This is a genomic window from Microbacterium insulae (assembly GCF_042677065.1).
In the GTDB taxonomy this organism is placed as follows: Bacteria; Actinomycetota; Actinomycetes; order Actinomycetales; family Microbacteriaceae; genus Microbacterium; species Microbacterium insulae.
Genome location: NZ_JBHTII010000002.1, coordinates 738,024 through 755,805, shown reverse-complemented (window position 1 = coordinate 755,805; position 17,782 = coordinate 738,024). Strand labels below are relative to the sequence as shown.

General features: G+C 71.4%; 15 protein-coding genes and 1 tRNA gene. 6 read left to right on the top strand and 10 right to left on the bottom strand.

The features are described 5' to 3' along the window. Position 1: 1 nt before the first annotated feature. A complete protein-coding gene (locus ACFQ0P_RS16270; RefSeq protein ID WP_204979680.1) occupies positions 2-1,306 on the bottom strand; it encodes a phosphotransferase in 1,305 nt (434 codons plus the stop codon). Between the two features lie 81 nt (positions 1,307-1,387). Between ACFQ0P_RS16270 and nudC the strand changes: the two genes are divergently transcribed. Both nudC and ACFQ0P_RS16260 read left to right on the top strand, forming a co-directional pair. Continuing rightward, positions 1,388-2,302: an NAD(+) diphosphatase gene (gene nudC / locus ACFQ0P_RS16265; protein WP_204979679.1), complete on the top strand. Its 915-nt coding sequence runs from the start codon at positions 1,388-1,390 to the stop codon at positions 2,300-2,302. Continuing rightward, on the top strand, positions 2,299-4,065 hold the full coding sequence (locus ACFQ0P_RS16260; protein ID WP_204979678.1) for an ATP-dependent helicase: 1,767 nt from the start codon (positions 2,299-2,301) through the stop codon (positions 4,063-4,065). The genes nudC and ACFQ0P_RS16260 overlap by 4 nt, the downstream gene beginning before the upstream one ends. 735 nt (positions 4,066-4,800) lie before the next feature. On the opposite strand, the gene ACFQ0P_RS16255 is transcribed toward ACFQ0P_RS16260, so the two are convergent. Beyond that, a complete protein-coding gene (locus tag ACFQ0P_RS16255) occupies positions 4,801-6,207 on the bottom strand; it encodes a zinc-dependent metalloprotease (RefSeq protein WP_204979677.1) in 1,407 nt (468 codons plus the stop codon). Between the two features lie 125 nt (positions 6,208-6,332). Here ACFQ0P_RS16255 and ACFQ0P_RS16250 point away from each other — a divergent pair, with 125 nt between their 5' ends. Beyond that, entirely contained in the window at positions 6,333-7,460 is a 1,128-nt protein-coding gene (locus ACFQ0P_RS16250; RefSeq protein ID WP_204979676.1) for a YlbL family protein, read from the top strand. Between the two features lie 77 nt (positions 7,461-7,537). Continuing rightward, positions 7,538-10,450, top strand: a complete 2,913-nt coding sequence (locus ACFQ0P_RS16245; RefSeq protein ID WP_204979675.1) for a UPF0182 family membrane protein — start codon at positions 7,538-7,540, stop codon at positions 10,448-10,450. A gap of 48 nt (positions 10,451-10,498) precedes the next feature. On the opposite strand, the gene ACFQ0P_RS16240 is transcribed toward ACFQ0P_RS16245, so the two are convergent. From ACFQ0P_RS16240 to ACFQ0P_RS16205, 8 genes are all read right to left on the bottom strand, one after another. Then, positions 10,499-11,392 carry a prenyltransferase gene (locus ACFQ0P_RS16240; protein ID WP_204979674.1) on the bottom strand — a complete coding sequence of 298 codons (894 nt, stop codon included), beginning with the start codon at positions 11,390-11,392 and terminating at the stop codon, positions 10,499-10,501. Next, complete coding sequence (locus tag ACFQ0P_RS16235; RefSeq protein WP_204979673.1) at positions 11,389-11,706, bottom strand: lycopene cyclase domain-containing protein; 318 nt, start codon at positions 11,704-11,706, stop codon at positions 11,389-11,391. The genes ACFQ0P_RS16240 and ACFQ0P_RS16235 overlap by 4 nt, the downstream gene beginning before the upstream one ends. Further along, positions 11,703-12,065, bottom strand: coding sequence for a lycopene cyclase domain-containing protein (locus ACFQ0P_RS16230; RefSeq protein ID WP_204979672.1), 363 nt, complete (start codon positions 12,063-12,065; stop codon positions 11,703-11,705). The genes ACFQ0P_RS16235 and ACFQ0P_RS16230 overlap by 4 nt, the downstream gene beginning before the upstream one ends. Position 12,066: 1 nt before the next feature. After that, positions 12,067-13,638 (bottom strand): phytoene desaturase family protein, encoded by a 1,572-nt coding sequence (gene crtI / locus ACFQ0P_RS16225; protein WP_204979671.1) that lies wholly within the window; start codon positions 13,636-13,638, stop codon positions 12,067-12,069. After that, positions 13,635-14,519, bottom strand: a complete 885-nt coding sequence (locus tag ACFQ0P_RS16220) for a phytoene/squalene synthase family protein (RefSeq protein ID WP_204979670.1) — start codon at positions 14,517-14,519, stop codon at positions 13,635-13,637. The genes crtI and ACFQ0P_RS16220 overlap by 4 nt, the downstream gene beginning before the upstream one ends. Further along, a complete protein-coding gene (locus ACFQ0P_RS16215; RefSeq protein ID WP_204979669.1) occupies positions 14,516-15,571 on the bottom strand; it encodes a polyprenyl synthetase family protein in 1,056 nt (351 codons plus the stop codon). Before ACFQ0P_RS16215 ends, ACFQ0P_RS16220 begins: the two co-directional genes overlap by 4 nt. Beyond that, positions 15,568-16,119: an isopentenyl-diphosphate Delta-isomerase gene (gene idi / locus ACFQ0P_RS16210; protein ID WP_204979668.1), complete on the bottom strand. Its 552-nt coding sequence runs from the start codon at positions 16,117-16,119 to the stop codon at positions 15,568-15,570. The genes ACFQ0P_RS16215 and idi overlap by 4 nt, the downstream gene beginning before the upstream one ends. 164 nt (positions 16,120-16,283) lie before the next feature. After that, positions 16,284-16,357, bottom strand: a tRNA-Met gene (locus tag ACFQ0P_RS16205). 94 nt (positions 16,358-16,451) lie between these two features. Between ACFQ0P_RS16205 and ACFQ0P_RS16200 the strand changes: the two genes are divergently transcribed. Continuing rightward, positions 16,452-16,967 (top strand): DUF6328 family protein, encoded by a 516-nt coding sequence (locus ACFQ0P_RS16200; protein WP_204979667.1) that lies wholly within the window; start codon positions 16,452-16,454, stop codon positions 16,965-16,967. Beyond that, positions 16,964-17,779 (top strand): carbon-nitrogen hydrolase family protein, encoded by an 816-nt coding sequence (locus ACFQ0P_RS16195; RefSeq protein ID WP_204979666.1) that lies wholly within the window; start codon positions 16,964-16,966, stop codon positions 17,777-17,779. Before ACFQ0P_RS16200 ends, ACFQ0P_RS16195 begins: the two co-directional genes overlap by 4 nt. Positions 17,780-17,782 lie beyond the last annotated feature (3 nt).

The following is a 17,782-nucleotide window of genomic DNA, read 5'->3' as shown; positions in this document are numbered from 1 at the left end:
GTCACTCCGCGAGCCAGCGCCGCAGCGCCGCTTCGGAGGCGCGCTCGGCCTCCGTCGCGGCGTCCTCGTCGCGGTCGTCGTCGTGCGAGCGGGCAGCGGGGCGCACCACGGACGCCGCCGTGGGTGCCTGTTTGGCCTCTCGCACCTCCGCCAGATCGATCGGCGACGTCGCCAGATCCTCGACGGCGATCTCGGCGGTGTCCTGCGCGGCGGGGTCGGACGGATCGGTCTCGTCGGCGTCATCCGACGTGACCCACAGCGAGAGTTCCTCCGGGTCGTATGCGTCGGTGTGCATGGAGGTGTCGGCGACGGGACCGGATGCTTCGGGCAGGCCGTCGAGCAGGGCGATCGCGTCGTCGACGCCGAGTGGGGCATCCGTCATGATGTCTTCGCCGGCGACACCGACGGCGAGCGTGTCGAGCAGGGCGACCGCATCGTCGATGACGTCGGCGCGCCCGGTCTCGTGGCCGTGCACGAGCCACGACGCGAACTCGAGCTCGGCGTACAGCCGCGCGCGCTCGCGCGCCCGGCCGTCCGGCGCGCGGCCGCTCGACGCCACGTATGCGGCGTAGACGTCGTCCGCCGCGGCGGGTGCGGACGCGAGCCACTGCAGGTCGGTGGCGGGGTCTCCCACCGAGAGCCCGTGCCAGTCGAGGAGCCCGGTGACGGTGGGGGCGCCGTCCACGTCCTCGAACAGGAACGATGCGCCCCCGGCGCCGCCCAGGACGACCGCCGCCTCGAAGCGCCACAGTTCGTCGGTGTCGAGGGCCCGACGCCACCGGGTGGCGAGCTCCACGGGCAGGCGCTTGGTCGCCAGAGCGCGATCGAGCAGTCGGGACGCGTCGGTGCGCACCTGCGCGGGCGTGCGCACCGGCAGACCCTCGGTCCTCACGATCGACAGCGGCAGGGCGTGGAGCGCCGACAGTGCCGCGCCGACGGATGTGGCGGCCCCACGTCCGGCGGGGAGGTGCGCCGGATCGACGCGATAGCCGGGCAGGAAGTCGACGACGACCGCTCGCGTGTCGCCGAGGCCGGCCTCGCCGAGCAGTTCGGGCGCACGGAACGGCAGCAGTCCCCGCACACCGGGAGTGAGCGCGCGGAGGGCCCGCACTTCGGCCGCCAGCTCGGTCCGTGCCGTCGCGTCCGCGGGAGCGCGTACGACGACCCGGCGGCCGTCGTCGAGCTCTGCGACCGCGGAGTCGTAGCGACCGGAGACGCCCTCGGTCAGCGCACCGACTCCGACGACGCCGACCCGGGGGAGAGCCGACGTGACCGACGCGGCTAGAGTGAGGGGTGAGCGTGCCATGTGCCCAGGGTAGGTCGGCGTCGCTCGTCCTCCCACGCGCCACGCCCTGGCTCGCCCTCTCGGAAAAGCAGGAGATCCTCGATGACGGCGTCCGACAGCTCCCGCCGTGAGCCCCTCCCGGCGGGCAGCCTGTACCGCGCGGCCGAGGAACGCTCGACCCCCGGCCTGCTCGACTCCGCCCGGACCGATCGCGCAAGCCGGGTACTCGTCCTCCACGGCGATCGGGCCCCCCTCGCTTCGTCGGGTGCTCTCCACTGGGTGGCGCCCGAGGACGCACCCGAATCCGCCGCCTGGGCCCTCCTCGGTCGGACCGCCGGGGGGCACCCGATCCTCCTCGCCGCGATCCCCGGCGCAGATGCGGAGCCCTTCGGCGCGCCCGCCGGATGGCGCAGTCTCCGGACGGCAGGCGGCGACCTGGGCGACGGTGACGCCGCGGCCTTCGTGACGGGGCTGAGCCTCGGCAGGTGGCTCCTCGACGCACCACACTGCCCGGCGTGCGGTTCCCTGACGATGGTGGTCGATGCCGGCTGGTCGCGCCGCTGCCCGTCGTGCGGTCGGCAGCACTTCCCCCGCACCGATCCGGCCGTGATCGTGGCGGTGACGAGTCCGGAGGACCCCGACCGACTGCTGCTCGGCTCGAACGCGCTGTGGGGAGCGGACCGGTTCTCGTGCTTCGCGGGGTTCGTCGAGGCGGGCGAGTCGCTCGAGGCGGCGGTGGTGCGGGAGGTCGGCGAAGAGGCCGGTGTCTCGGTGTCGGACGTGCGGTACCGCGGTTCGCAGGCCTGGCCCTACCCGCGCTCGCTGATGGTGGGCTTCCTCGCCACGGCGGACGCCGAGGCGGCGGCGCGCCCCGACGGAGAGGAGATCGTGGCGGTGCGGTGGTTCTCGCGTGACGAGATCGGCGCCGGCCTCGCGGGCGTGAGCGACCTCGTTCTGCCCGGGACGGCGTCGATCGCACGCCGGCTGATCCGCGACTGGCACCGGGGGACGGCGTGAGCGGGCGTGCGCTCACCGGCCTCGACGAGCGCCAGCTCGAGGCTGTGCGGGCTCTTCGCGGTCCGGTGGCCGTGCTGGCGGGCGCCGGGACCGGCAAGACGCGGGTCATCACGCACCGCATCGCCCACGGCGTCGACACCGGCGCATACTCACCGGGACGCGTGATGGCCGTGACATTCACCGCCAAGGCTGCGGGCGAGATGCGGGGACGCCTGCGCGCGCTCGGCGTCGAGGGCGTGTCGGCCCGTACGTTCCACGCTGCGGCGCTCGCTCAGCTCAACTACTTCTGGCCCTCGCTCGCGGGCGACAGCGCTCCCGGGATCGTCGACAACAAGGTGCGCCTGCTGGCGCACGCGGCCGACGGGATCGGCCTCGAGCCGGACACCGCGACCCTCCGGGACGTCGCGAGCGAGATCGAGTGGCGCAAGGTCTCGATGCTCAGCCTGGACGCGTACGCCGCGCAGCGGCCGAACGGCGTCGGCCGGCTGTCGGTCGATCGGGTCGCGGACCTCCAGCGGGCCTACGAGAAGCTCAAGGACGAGCGGCGTCAGCTCGACTTCGAGGACGTGCTGCTCGCCTGCGCCGGCATGCTCGAGGCCGAGCCCCACGTCGCGCGGGCCGTCCACGAGCAGTACCGGCACTTCACGGTCGACGAGTTCCAGGACGTCTCGCCACTGCAGCACAGGCTCCTCGAGCTGTGGCTCGGCGACCGGCGGGATCTGTGCGTGGTCGGCGACGCCAGTCAGACCATCTACTCCTTCGCCGGCGCCTCCGTGCGCTATCTGCTCGATTTCGCGAGTCGGCACCCCGACGCGCGTGTGGTGCGCCTCGAGACCAACTACCGATCGGATGCCGCGATCCTCGCGGTCGCGAACGAACTCATGCGCGACCGTCCCGGCGCCCTGCACCTCGTCGCCGAGCCCCGCCGACCCTCCGAGGTCGACACGCCCGTCGTCCGGGCCTACGCGGACGAGGAGGCCGAGGCACGCGGGGTCGCGGCGCGCATCTCGGCGCAGATCGCCTCCGGCATCGATCCCCGGCGCATCGCGGTGCTCTACCGGTCCCACGCGCAGTCGGCGGAGTTCGTGCGCGCCCTCGCGGACGAGGGGATCGCCTCCACCGTCCTCGGCGGTCGGCGATTCTTTGATCTCCCCGAGGTCCGCCAGGGGATCATGGCGCTGCGCGCGGCGTCCGTCGCCCCGATCGAGAGCGGATTCGTGGAGACCGTGCGCGACGTACTCCGCTCCCTGGGGCTCACCGATGATCCGCCTCAGGCGGGCGGGGCGCTGCGCGACGCGTGGGAGCTGCGGGCGGCGTTGCTGAGGCTCGCCGAGGAGGCGCCGCCGGGAACGACCCTGCGTGCCTTCACCGATGAGCTGACGGCACGGGCGCGTTCGCACGACGAGCCCGCTCTGCGAACGGTGACCCTCGCGACGATCCACGCGGCGAAGGGACTCGAGTGGGACCACGTGCACCTCGTCGGACTCGCCGAGGGCCTGCTCCCGATCGCGTACGCGACGACGTTCGAGCAGGTGGACGAGGAGCGCCGACTGGCCTACGTCGGCATCACGCGGGCCGCGCGAACGCTCTCGGTGTCGTGGGCACGGGGAGCGAGGGAACGTCAGCCTTCGCGGTTCCTCCGGGAGATCGGCACCCGCACTCTTCGTGAGGACGGTGCGTCCGCAGCGCACGGTGCAGCGACCCCGCGCGGACGGTCATCGAGTGGTCGAGTATCGCCCCCGGGTGGCGGGCGCGCGCGCTGAGCATGCGCCCGGCGAGGATGCCGGCCTCCCACAGCACCGATTCGTCCATGTCGGCGGCCGGGCGGCTGAGGAGCTGCGCCGCGAGCGCCGGCCACGCGGGGTCGGCCTCCCGGCGTGCGGCAGCGAGACACGCGAGGCAGGCGGACCGGCCGGGGGAGATGAACGGCCCGACGTCCGCCGCGGAGGGGCTGAAGACGACCGGCAGATGATCGCGGTCTGCCGCCATGAGGGCGGCGCCGAGGGCCGGCGGGACGATCTGGTGAGCGACGACCACGACGGGAGCGGGGTCGGACGCCGGAGCGCCGCCGATCTCGCAGCCCGCCGCCTCGAGCGCGCGTCGCACGATCTCGACGTGGGCCGGCGGCACGCCCTCGGCGGCGTGCACGACCGCCTCGACGCGCGCGGCTTCCCGCTCGAGCACCGGGTCGATCAGTACGAGGAAGGCTTCGGCGGCGCGGCGAGTGGCGCCGTCGGCGACAGCGAACGGCACCGCCGCCTGCGCGGCGAGCCCGTGCTCGAGTCGATGCACGAGCCGCAGCTGCCACGGGGTCGGGTCGGGGATCACGACGAGCGCGTCGACGCCGAACTGGAGGGAGTCCGCCGAGCTCCACAGAGGCGGGAACGCGGGATCGATGCGCAGCATGATCCGAGTCTCGTCCCGCCGCGCCCTCGGACCAGCGCTCTCCACAGGTCGGTCGACGGCGGCGAGGACGGCGTCCGGGCTGGGGAGGAGCCTCAGACCGGGCGGTGATCGTCGGGCGCGCCGTCCTCCGGTGAGTCGCCCTCGCCGGCGTCCTCTGCGGCATCCGCGCCGGGTTCGTCGCCCGCGAGGAGCTTCGCCAGAGCATCGTCGAATTCGTCCGGGGCGGGCTCCTCGCCGCGCGCGCGGGCCTCGAGCCTGGCGACGAGGGCGCTCGGGTCGTCGATGTCGGCGGCACCGGGCATGAGGTCGGGGTAGTCCCACAGCGCATCGCGACCCGTCGGACCGACGGCATCCGTCACCGCGCGCCACATCGCGGCGGCCTCGCGCATGCGGCGCGGTCTCAGCTCGAGACCGACGAGCGACCCGAGGGCGCGCTCCGCCGGGCCGCCCACGGCTCGCCGGCGGCGCACGGCCTCGGCGATGCGGTCGGCGGAGGGCAGCCGCGACGTCGCGTCGGCGGTGACGATGTCGACCCAGCCCTCGATGGTCGCGAGGAGGTTCTCGAGACGGGCGAGCGCCGCGTTCTGCGCCTCGGAGCGCGCCGGCAGCAGCGCGCCGCTCTCGAGCGCGCTGCGCAGCTCCTCCGGTGCGGCGGGGTCGAAGCGCGAGGCCAGCTCCTCGAGTGCGTCGGTGTCGACATGCACGCCTCGGGCGAACTCGGTGACCTGCGAGATCACGTGCAGTCGCAGCCAGCGGGCGTGGCGGAAGAGCCGCGCGTGGGCTAGTTCGCGCGTGGCCACGTAGAGGGCCAGCTGGTCCTCCGGGACCTCGAGGTCGCGGCCGAAGTCGGCGAAGTTCTGGGGCAGGATCGCCGCCTCGCCGTCGGGCATGAGGGGGATGCCCACGTCCCCGCCGCTGACGACCTCCTTCGACAGGCTCCCCACGACCTGGCCCAGCTGCGAGGCGAACAGCGAGCCTCCCACGGTGCGCATGAGTCGGCCGGCACCCTGCACGAGACCCTGCATGTCCTCCGGCGCCTGGTCGCTGAGCGCCGAGGTCAGCGCATCGGCGATGCTCGTGGCGACGGGCTCCGCGAGCTGCTGCCAGACCGGCAGCGTCGCCTCGACCCAGCCGCCGCGGGTCAGCGTCTTCGGTGGCGCGGGGAGGTCCGAGATCGTCGTCGCCTCGCTCAGCCACAGCGTCGCCAGAGCGAACGCCTGATCGAGATCGGTCTGCTGGGACGCGGTGACGCCGAGCCCGTCCTGATTGGCGATGTGGAGGGCTTGACGCTGCGCGAGCTCCCACGAGATCCCGCCCTCTGGACCGCCGGCGAACGCGCCCTGGAGATGGGCCATCACCGTCTGCATCATCGCGGGGTCGATGTTCATCCCGGCCAGGCGCGAGAGCTGCTCGGGATCGATGCCGCCCGCCCCGCCGCCGAACAGCTGACGGATGAGTTCCTGGAACTCGTCCTCGGGACTGCGGTCGTCGTCTGCCACTTCTGCCGCCTTTCAGCCGGTTCATGGGAGTGCGTTCTACGCTAGTGGCAGCATCCATCGCACTCCCCGGCAGAGCCCCGAACGCCTTACGCCGGTCGCGAACGACCAGGCAGAGAGAGGTCCCCGTGGCCCTGTTCGACGAGAACGTCACGATCACGCCCGCGCCACGGCGACGCGTGTCGCGCGGAGCGGTGATCGGCGTCTGGGCGCTCGCCGTGGCCCTGGTGGTCCTGCTGGTCATCACGTTCCTTCCGACCTCCTACGTCATCCAGCGGCCGGGCCCGGTCTACAACACCCTGGGGACGGCGGCGTCGGCCGAAGGCGATCAGGTTCCTCTCATCTCGGTCGAGGGCGCCGACACCTACCCCACCGACGGCGCGCTCGACCTGCTCACCGTCCAGGTGGTCGGCAACCGCGAGCGCACGCCGTCGTGGTTCGAGCTGGCGCTCGCGTGGTTCGACCCCACCAAGGCGGTCCTGCCCATCGACACCGTCTTCCCCGAGGGCACCACCACCGAGCAGCGCAACTCCGAGAGCGCCGCGATGATGATCGACTCGCAGCAGGAGGCGACCGCGGCCGCGCTCACCGAGCTCGGCTACGACGTCGGAGCGACGCTCACTGTCCACTCCTTCGTCGAGGACTCCGCCGCGGAGGGTGTGCTGCAGGAGGGTGACGCGATCCTGTCGGCCGACGGTCAGCCCGTGACGGATGCCGCGGCCCTGCGCGAGATCGTCGCTGAGGGCGGCGGTGCTCCGGTCGAGCTGGTCATCGAGCGCGACGGCGAGGAGATGACCGTCGCGGTGACTCCGAAGGAGACCGAGGTCGACGGCGAGACCGCGCTGCTGCTCGGCATCACGCTCATGGCCCGCTACGACTTCCCGATCGACGTCACGATCCAGCTGAACAACGTGGGCGGGCCGAGCGCGGGGATGATGTTCGCCCTGGGCATCATCGACACCCTCACCCCCGACCAGCTCAACGGCGGTCAGGATGTCGCGGGCACCGGGACGATCACCGCGGACGGCACCGTGGGCCCGATCGGCGGCATCCGCCAGAAGCTGTGGGGGGCCAAGGATGCCGGCGCCGAATGGTTCCTCGCGCCCGAGGCCAACTGCGACGAGGTGGTGGGGCACGTTCCCGACGGCCTTCAGGTGTTCTCCGTGGGCACGCTCGAGGAGGCGCTCGCCGCCCTCGAGGCCGTGCGCGACGACGGGGACGTGGACGCGCTCCCCACGTGCACCGCGGCGACCTGATCCCGCTGGGCGATCTCGGGGAGTTCGCCCAGCGCGGACTCGGCGGCCGCTCAGAACTGCGCGCCTAGGATGGAACGGTGACCACGACCTCAGCGCCGACCTCGGCCACACCCTCGCGCTCCCGACGCGTCATCGCCATCTCGCTCGCGATCATCGCCGCCCTCGTGGCCGCGTTCTTCGTCTTCGCGAATCTGTACGCCGACTTCCTCTGGTACGACCAGCTGGGATTCGACTCGGTGCTGATCACGCAGTGGATCGCACGCGTGACGATGTTCGTGGTCGGGTTCCTCGGCATGGCGGTCCCCGTGTGGCTGGCCATCCAGCTCGCCTACCGTCTGCGACCGGTCTATGCGCGGCTGAGCTCACAGCTCGACCGCTATCAGGAGGTCGTCGAGCCGCTGCGGCGCCTGGCGATGTGGGGCATCCCGATCTTCTTCGGCTTCTTCGCCGGGTTCGCGGCGTCCGCGCAATGGGAGACGACGTGGCTGTGGCTCAACGGGGTCGCCACCTCCACGACCGACCCCGAGTTCGGCCTCGACACCGGGTTCTACCTGTTCGCGATGCCCTTCTACAGCGCGCTCGTGGGCTTCCTCTCGGCCGTTCTGCTGGTGTGCCTGCTCGTGACGGCCCTCGTGTCGTACCTGTACGGGTCGGTGCGCGTGGGCCAGCGTGAGCTGCGCATCTCGAAGGCCGCGCGCATCCAGCTCGCCGTGATCGCGGGGCTCTACCTGCTCGTGCAGGCCGCGAGCCTGTGGCTCGACCGCTACAAGACCCTCGTCGAGCCCGGCGACCGCATCACCGGGCCCGGCTACACGGGTGTCAACGCGATCATCCCCGGGCAGACGATCCTGGCGATCGCGGCGGTCTTCGTGGCGCTGCTCTTCTTCGTGACCGCCGTCATCGGTCGGTGGCGCTTCCCGCTGATCGGCACGGCGCTGCTCGTGGTCTCGGCGATCGTCCTCGGAATCGGCTACCCGTGGGTCGTCAACACCTTCCAGGTGCAGCCGAACCGTCTGGCCCTCGAGAAGCCGTACTACCAGCGCAACGTCGATATGACGCACGAGGCGTACGGTGTCGACGATCTCGACAAACAGGACTTCCAGGCGGTGACGGATGCCGAGGCCGGCCAGCTGCGCGAGGACGCCGCGACGACGGCTCAGGTGCGCATCATGGACCCGGCGATCATCTCGCCGAACGTGCGCCAGCTCGAGCAGTTCCGCGGTTACTACCAGTTCGCCGATCCGCTGGACGTCGACCGCTACGACATCGACGGCGTCTCGCAGGACACGGTCGTGTCGGTGCGCGAGCTCGATCTCGACGAGCTCGGTGCGGCGGCGGACTGGCAGAACTCGACCGTCGTCTACACCCACGGGTACGGACTCGTCGTGGCCAAGGGCAACGACCGGACGGGCGACGGTGATCCGGTGTTCCTCGAGCGCGGCATCCCCGCTTCCGGCTTCCTCTCCGACCAGGAGGACTTCCAGCCGCGCGTGTACTTCGGCGAGTACTCGCCGACCTACTCGATCGTCGGGGCGCCGGAGGGCACGGAGCCCGTCGAGCTGGACTACCCGACCGGCGGCGACAGCGGCGGCGAGACGAAGACGACGTTCGAGGGGAACGGCGGCCCGAGCCTGGGCAGCGTGTTCAACCGGCTCATCTACGCGCTGAAGTTCCAGGCCGAGCAGATTCTCTTCTCGGATTACGTCAACTCCGACTCGCAGATCCTCTACGACCGCGACCCTCTCACGCGCGTGCAGAAGGCGGCGCCGTACCTGACGCTCGACAGCGATCCGTACCCCAGCGTGGTCGACGGCCGCATCGTGTGGATCGTCGACGGCTACACGCTCAGCGCGAACTACCCCTACTCTTCGACGGTCAGCCTCGCGTCGGCCATTTCAGACTCGAGCAACCCCGCGCCTCGTTTCGCGCTCGACGACATCAACTACATCCGCAACTCCGTCAAGGCGACGGTCGACGCGTATGACGGCTCGGTGAAGCTGTACGCGTGGGACGACGAGGACCCGCTGCTGCAGGCGTGGCAGAACGTGTACCCCTCGACCGTCCTCCCGATCAGCGAGATGTCCGGCGAGCTGATGGGGCACGTGCGGTACCCGACGGATCTGTTCAAGGTGCAGCGCACCGTCCTCGGGGTCTATCACGTCGACGATGCCACGTCGTTCTTCCAGAGCGACAACCGCTGGCAGACTCCGAACGACCCGCAGGCCGACCAGCAGCTGCAGCCGCCGTACTACCTCACGATGCAGATGCCCGGACAGGAGTCGCCGACGTACTCGATGTTCACTTCCTTCATCCCGTCGTCCACCACGGGCAACGCCCGCAACGTGCTCATGGGCTACCTCGCGGTGGACTCCAACGCGGGGAGTGAAGCGGGGAAGAAGGCCGAGGACTACGGCAAGCTCCGGATGCTGGTGATCGACGCCGACACCACGGTGCCCGGTCCCGGTCAGGTGCAGAACACGTTCAACTCCGATCCGCTGGTCTCGTCGCAGATCAACCTGCTCAAGCAGGGCCAGTCCGAAGTGCAGAACGGCAACCTCCTCACTCTGCCGGTGGGCGGCGGGCTGCTCTACGTGCAGCCGGTGTTCGTGCAGTCGTCCGGCGCCACGAAGCTCCCCAAGCTCCAGAAGGTGCTGGTGTCGTTCGGTGATGACATCGCGTTCGAGGACACCCTGAGCGAGGCCCTCGACACCCTGTTCGGCGGCGACTCCGGTGCCACGGCGGGAGATGACGACGTGACCCCGACTCCGGGACCGACCCCCGAGCCGACGGATCCCGCCGAGCCGACGGATCCCGCCGAGCCCACCGTCCCGTCGGACGAGTACGAGGCGGCCCTTCAGGACGCCCAGGAGGCGATGGTCGCTCGTGACGCCGCACTCCAGGCCGGTGACCTGGCTGCCTTCGCCGAGGCGGACGAGCAGCTGACGGCCGCGGTCGAGAGGCTCATCGAGCTCGGCGCGCAGGGGGAGTGATCCCGCTCGCAGCGTGAGGATGCCCGGCTCCCTTCAGGGGGCCGGGCATCACTGCGTGAGGAGCCAGTACCAGATGAGCAGCAGCGTGACGAGGAATCCCGCGAGCTGGTTGAGCCACAGGAAACGGTCCCAGCCTTTCGTCGCCGCTGTCGCTGTGTCGTCGGTGATGTGGCGGAACGGCCACACGGTCAGCGCGTAGGGGAGGGCGACGAGGGCGGCGAGGGGCCCCGGCCACGCGGTCGCGAGCATCACGAGACCGGCCGCGAGGTAGCAGCCGAGGGCGAAGCGCACCGTCCAGCGTGCGCCGCGGGCGGTGGCGATCGACGCGATCCCGGCCTCGCGGTCGGCCACGACGTCCTGCACGGCGCCGAACGCATGCGACGCGACGCCCCACAGCGCGAAGGCGACCATCACGGCGACGAGCTGCCACGTCCACACCGCGCCGGCGAGGACGAGTCCGTACACGGCGGGGGAGAAGAAGTGGATGCTGCTCGTCAGCGAGTCGGCGAACGGGCGCTCCTTCAGCCGCAGCGGGGGCGCGCTGTAGAAGACGACGAAGAAGAGGCTCGCCGCCAGGACGGCCCACGACACGGGCGAGCCGACGACGATGAGGTACACCACGAACGGAGCGCACGCGATCCCCGACGCCCACAGGGTGATGGCGTGCAGCCGCCGATCCAGCACCGCACCGTGGGCGCCGCCCTTGCGCGGGTTGCGCAAGTCCGACTCGTAGTCGAACACGTCGTTGATCCCGTACATCGCGAGGTTGTACGGGATGAGGAAGAAGAGGGTTCCGATCACGAGGGTCGCGTCGACCTGGCGCGTCGTGAGGAGGTAGGCGACGGCGAACGGGAAGGCGGTGTTGATCCAGCTCACCGGTCGCGACGAGAGCAGGAGCTGCCGGGCGACCACCCCGGCTCGAAGGGGCGGTGCCGCCGTCATGCGGGAGCCTCTGCCCTGGCGCGGGGGGTGAGCAGCGCGTGTACCGCCGGGACGAGGAATGCCGCGCAGATCGAGTACGAGAAGTCCTCGATCGGAGCGAGGCCGATGCGGATGCCGCTCAGGTGCTCCTCGGGATAGACGACGAGGCCGGCGGCGATCATGAGGTTGTCGAAGATCGCGGTGAGCAGGACCAGCACGACGGCCGTGATGCCCGATGCCGCCATCCGCCGCCCGAAGCCCGGCCTCCCGAGCGTGCAGAGCACGACGATCACCGTCGCGAGCGCGAACGGGATGATGATGAGCGCGTACGTCATGCTCGCCCTCCCGACGTGCGCCCGGCCGGAGCATCCAGCCGGCGGCGACGCGCGGAGGCGATCCTCATCGCTCCCGCGTGCACCACCAGGGTGAGGTAGCACAGGAATGCCAGGAAGATCGGCTCCTCCAGCGGAAGGTGCGGCGCGAGGTCGACACCGAGGAGGGCCGCGCTGTCGCCCTTCAGGAAGACCCCGGCGGTGATGCCGACGGCATCCCAGGCCAGGAAGAAAACGGTGCCGATGGCGATCGCCGCCGCCGTCCTTCCCGGCGTTCGCCACGCCGCGAGGGTGAACCGCCGGTCGATGACGGCGATGCCGGCGATCGAGATGAGCAGGGTCAGCAGGTACAGGCCCGGCACGTCACACCCTCGCCGGTTCCGCGATCGGCCCGGGCGAGCGGTCGCCCCGCAGCCTCTTGACCACGAGCTCCGCCGAGATGAGGCACATCGGCAGACCGATGCCGGGCAGCGCCGAGGAGCCGGCGTACGCGAGTCCCTCGACCCTCCGCGAGGCGTTTCGCGGACGGAACATCGCGCTCTGATTGAGCGTGTGGGCCAGTCCGAGCGCGTTGCCGCGCCACGCGCCGAGGTCGGCGGCGAAGTCGGCGGGGGCGATCGTGCGGCGCACGACGATCCGCTCCGCCAGATCGGGGATACCGCACCACTGCGAGATCTGGGCGATCACGCGGTCCGCGGATGCTTCCACCCGCGGATCGCCCGCACCCCCGGTGCCGCCTCGGCCGAGCGACAGGTCGGCCGGCACGGGAACCAGCACGAAGAGGTTCTCCTGGCCCGCCGGTGCGACCGTCTCGTCGGTCGCGCTCGGCCGGCAGATGTACAGCGAGGCGGGATCGGGAACACGGGGACGGTCGCCGAAGATGTCCTCGAAGTTCGTTCGCCAGTCGTCGGCGAACAGCAGCGTGTGGTGGGCGAGTTCCGGGAGCTCGCCGTCGACGCCGAGGAGGAGCAGCAGGGCGCCGGGGCTGGGGGAGCGCTTGGCCCACCACTGCTCGGGATAGCTCTGCAGGGCGGGTGGGAGCATCGTGGTCTCGGTGTGGTGCAGATCGGCCGCGGAGACGACGAGGTCGGCATCGATCCGCCGCCCGTCGTCGAGCACGACGCCGGTGGCGACGGCACCCTCGGTCGAGATGGAGGTCACGCGCGCGCCGGTCTCGATGCGTGCGCCGGATGCCTCGGCGAGGCGCTCGATCGCGCGGATGATCTCGGTGAATCCGCCGCGCGGGTACAGCACGCCGTCGTCGAGGTCGAGGTGGCTCATGAGGTGGTAGAGGCTCGGGACGCCGTACGGGGACCCGCCGAGGAAGACGGCGGGGTAACCGAGGATCTGCCTCAGGCGAGGGTCGGTGAACCGGCGGTCGATGTGCGAGGCGAGGCTGCGGGTGAGCAGGGGTGCGAGCTGTGGCACGCGACGCAGCAGCGCCGGGTCGCGCAGTCCCGCGGTCGTCTCGTACGTGTCGTAGAGGAATCGGTTGACCGCGAGCTCGTAGGCATCGCCCGCCGAGTCGAGGTAGTCGGCGAGGCGCGCGCCCGCTCCCGGCTCGACGGACTCGAAGAGCGCGGTGGAGGCCTCGCGCCCCGACCTCACGTCCAGCGGCACCCGGCCGGTGGCGGGATCGGAGTACACGCGATAGGCGGGGTCGAGCGGCACGAGGTCCAGCTGCTCGGCAGCCGTCGTCCCCAGGAGGCGGAAGAAGTGCTCGAACACCTCGGGCATGAGGTACCAGCTCGGGCCGGTGTCGAACCGGAAGCCGTCCTGATCCCAGGACCCGGCGCGACCGCCGACCTCGTCCCGCGCCTCGAGGACGGTCGCCTCCCAGCCCTCCGTGCACAGCAGGGCCGCCGTGGCCAGGCCCGCGATGCCTCCGCCGATGATCACGGCGCGGCCCGGTGCACGTCCGTTCAGCCCCCTCATGCGCGGGAGTCCCGGGGTGCGAATCCCAGCCAGGCGCGCGCTGCCAGGCGCGCCTTGACGAGGTCGGGCACGCGGATGCGCTCGGATGGTTCGGGGGTGCGGCGCAGGCGCGCGGCGAGTTCGGCGAACAGGTCGTGCGCGGCCGTCACCGCGCGGCGGCAGTCCGCCGGGAGCCGGGGGATGACCGCGGCCGCGGCGGCCAGGTCGCCGTCGATGCGGTCGAGCACGTCGGCGCGCGTGGCGGCACCCGCCCCGAGCCCGAGGTAGTCGCGCCCGAGGGCGGCCGCGTCGTGGTCGAGGTCCCGCAGGAAGTTCACGTCTTGGAACGCCGCGCCGAGGCGTCGCGCTCCGTCCACGAGGTGCGGTGCGGCGGGCTGGGGATGCTGCGCCCCCGCGTTGACGAACGCCTGCAGGCACATGAGTCCGACCACTTCCGCGGATCCGTAGACGTACTCGTCGTGCGAGGCGTCGTCGTGGCTGCGCGTGGACAGGTCGGTGCGCATCGAGGCGAAGAACGGCCGGATCAGGTCCTCTCCGATGCCGCATTCGCGGGCTGTGCGTGCGAACGCGTGGACCACGAGATTCGAGCTGAATCCGCGATGGATGGCAGCGAGAGTCTCCGTCTCGAGGTCGTCCAGCACGCGCCCCGCCTCCTCATCGGACAGGCCGGCGGCCGTGGCGGGGCCGTCGACGATCTCGTCCGCGACGCGCACGAGGGCGTAGATGACGCGGACGTGCGGCCGAGGCCGCGGCCCCAGGAGCCGGCACGCCAGGGCGAACGACGTCGAGTACGCTGCGATGACGGTCGCGGCGGCATCCCGAGCCGTGCGGTCGTAGAGATCGAGGCCGGTGGCGACGCGGTCTCTCGTACGCCCGCTCACGGGATGCGCTCCGCCATGCCGTCCGCGAGGCGGCACAGGAGCCGCGCAGCCTCTGGGGTGAGCGACGGCTCGCGCGACGCCTCTCGGACCTCGTCGAGCGTCTGCTCGATGACCGCGCGCAGCCGCACCGGTGCGCCGCTCTGCTCGAGCGCGACCTGGGCTTCCCGGACGGCGATCGGACCCGTGTGAGCCACGGCGAGGGCGTCGCTGACCCGGTTCCACGACGGCGTTTGACTCGCGAGCGCGACGAGCGGTGTGCGCTTCGACTCGCGCAGGTCGCCGCCCGTCTCCCGGCCCGCCTGCGCCGCGGTCCCGAACGCGCCGATCAGGTCGTCGACGAGCTGGAACGCGAGACCGAGCCTGCCGCCGGCCGTGGCCAGCACCTCCATCGCGGAGTCGGGTGCGCCCGCGAGGACGGCGCCCGCCTGGAGCGGTGCGCGGAAGGAGTAGACAGCGGTCTTGTTGAAGGCGGTGTCGAAGGCGTCCTGCGGTGTGCTGCCGGGGGATGCGACGCTGTTCTCGACGTCGGCGAGCTCTCCGGCCGCCGACACGAACACCGCGTCGTCCACGAGGGCGAAGAGCCGTTCCCGGGCGACGGGGTCGACGTCGGCGAACGCGACGAGCCGCAGGGCCTCGTGAAGGAGCAGGTCGCCGGCAAGGATGCCGGCGGCGTCTCCGAGGAGAGCCGCGCCCGCGGCATCCGCTCCCCGCGACCGCGCGCGCCCGCGGAACTCTCCCGCGACGTTGGGAACGCCGCGACGCTCGGTGTCGTGGTCGATGACGTCGTCGTGCACGACGAACGCGGTGTGAAGCAGCTCGAAGGCCGCGGCGACGGGGTACATTCCGGCCGCGGCATCGTCTTCGCCCCCGAAGGCGCGGAACGACGCCGCCACGAGCGCAGGCCGGAAGCGCTTGCCGCCGTGTGCGGCGCGCGCGACCGCCTCACCCAGCGCGCCGAACGAGGGTCCGAGCCGGGAGGCGCGGGCGACGATGCCGGCAACGGCGTCATCGATCGCCGCGTCGATCCCCGGCACCGGGGGCAGGGCGATCATGAGGCGCGTCGTCGCTGCGAGACCCGGTCGAACAGGTGCAGCTGCTGGGCCTGGAGGACCAGCCATGGGCTGAAGGCCCACGGCGTGGTCTGCAGCGACGCGGCGAGCTCGGCCGGGTCGACCCAGCGTGCGTCGACGACCTCCAGCGGGTTGAGCACGGGCTCGTCGTAGGTCAGCGCTGTGTAGACGGGGCACACCTCGTGCTCCACGATTCCGGTCGCGTCGACCGCGCGGTACCGGAACAGCGGCAGTGCGAGCTCGATCTCGTGCAGCGTGAGCCCGAGTTCGAACTCCGCCCGCCGATGGACCGCGCTCAGGACCGGCTCGGCCGGCTTGGGGTGCCCGCAGAACGAGTTGCTCCACACGCCCGGCCACGTCTTCTTGTCGAGGGCGCGGCGGGTGACGAGAACCTGCCCCTCCTCGTTGACGACGTGGCACGAGAAGGCGAGGTGAAGCGCCGTGTCGGTGCCGTGGACGCTGCTCTTCGGGGCCGTGCCGATCGCCCGTCCCTCGTCATCGAGGAGGACTACGTGGTCGGCATCAGTCATCGGCATCCTCCGTGTCATTCGCTAGTTTATCTAGCGACCTGGTGCGTCCGATAGTACAAGGGTAAGGGAGGCAGTGTCCACACGGGCGGACCTTGGGCCCGTCGCGTCGACGGAGCGCATACGCAGAAGAGGGCCCCCGCGATGCGGGGACCCTCTTCTTCTTGTTGCGGGGACAGGATTTGAACCTGCGACCTCTGGGTTATGAGCCCAGCGAGCTACCGAGCTGCTCCACCCCGCGGCACAAGAAGATAGCCTAGCACGCTTTCGAAGGCGTTCGTCACGTCGGGTCGGTTCGCTTGCCGAGCAGTGGTCGGGGCGGTGAGGATGTGGGCATGGTTGAAGGCGGTGTTGCCGACCCGGCGAGCATACGCCGAGGCGGACGCGACGAGACGCCCGAGGAGCGAGCCGACCGCAACTGGAGCGAGGTGCTGCAGGAACTGCGTGTCCTGCAGACGGGCACGCAGATCCTGACGGGCTTCCTCCTGGCGCTCGCGTTCCAGCCCGCGTTCGCCGACCTGAGCGCGTCGCAGCGGGCGATCTACCTGCTGCTCGTCGTGGCCGCGGCCCTCAGCGCCATCATCGCGCTCGCGCCGGTGGCGCTCCACCGCGTGCTCTTCCAGCACCACGCGAAAGCCGAAGTGGTCTCCTACGGGCACGCGGCCCTCATCACCGCACTCTTCACCGTCTCCGTGCTGATCGTCGGTGTCGTGGCGTTCGTGTTCGACGTCGTCGTCGGCGGGTCGGCGGCTTGGTGGGCGCTGGGAGCGCTGTCTGTGCTGATCGTGGCGCTGTGGATCGTCGCACCCGCGGTCATGCGGGCGCGCCTGCGGAACGGTGGGTCGCGATGACCGGGGTCGAACGGGTCGGTGTCGCGGTCGCGCAGTTCGCGCCGACCGGCGACACCCGGGCGAACCTGGACACCATCCGGCAGCTCACGGCCACGGCATCCGCCCGATCCGCGCGGGTGGTGGTGTTCCCGGAGTATTCGAGCTACTTCGTCGACCCGTTCGATGCGACGCTGGCAGAGAACGCGCAGGCGATCGACGGGCCGTTCGTCGCCGAGCTCACCGCGATCGCGCGCGCGTCCGGCGTCCACGTGATCGCGGGACTGCTCGAGCGCGCCGGCGACGAACGCCGTGTTCGCAACACGGTGGTCGCCGTCGGCGACGACGGCGTCGTGGCCGCGTACCGCAAGCTCCACCTGTACGACGCGTTCGGCCAGCGGGAGTCGGACTGGGTCGAACCGGGCGAGATGGCTCGGCCCCAGACGTTCGCCGTCGCCGGGCTCACTTTCGGGCTGATGACCTGCTACGACCTGCGGTTCCCCGAGGTCGGGCGCACTCTCGTGGACGCGGGCGCCGACGTTTTCCTGGTGCCCGCCGAGTGGGTGCGCGGGCCGCTCAAGGAGCACCAGTGGCGCACGCTGCTGCACGCCCGGGCCATCGAGAACACGGTGTTCGTCGCGGCCGCCGACCACCCGCCGCCCCTCGGTGTGGGGCTTTCGGCGGTCATCGATCCCCAGGGGGTGGAGGTGGCGTCCATCGGGACCGCGACCGACGTCGTCGTCGCGCACCTCGATCCGTCGGCCGTCTCCCGCGTCCGACGCGTCAACCCGGCCCTGCGCCTGCGCCGGTTCACGGTCGGTCCGCGAACGGACTGAGCT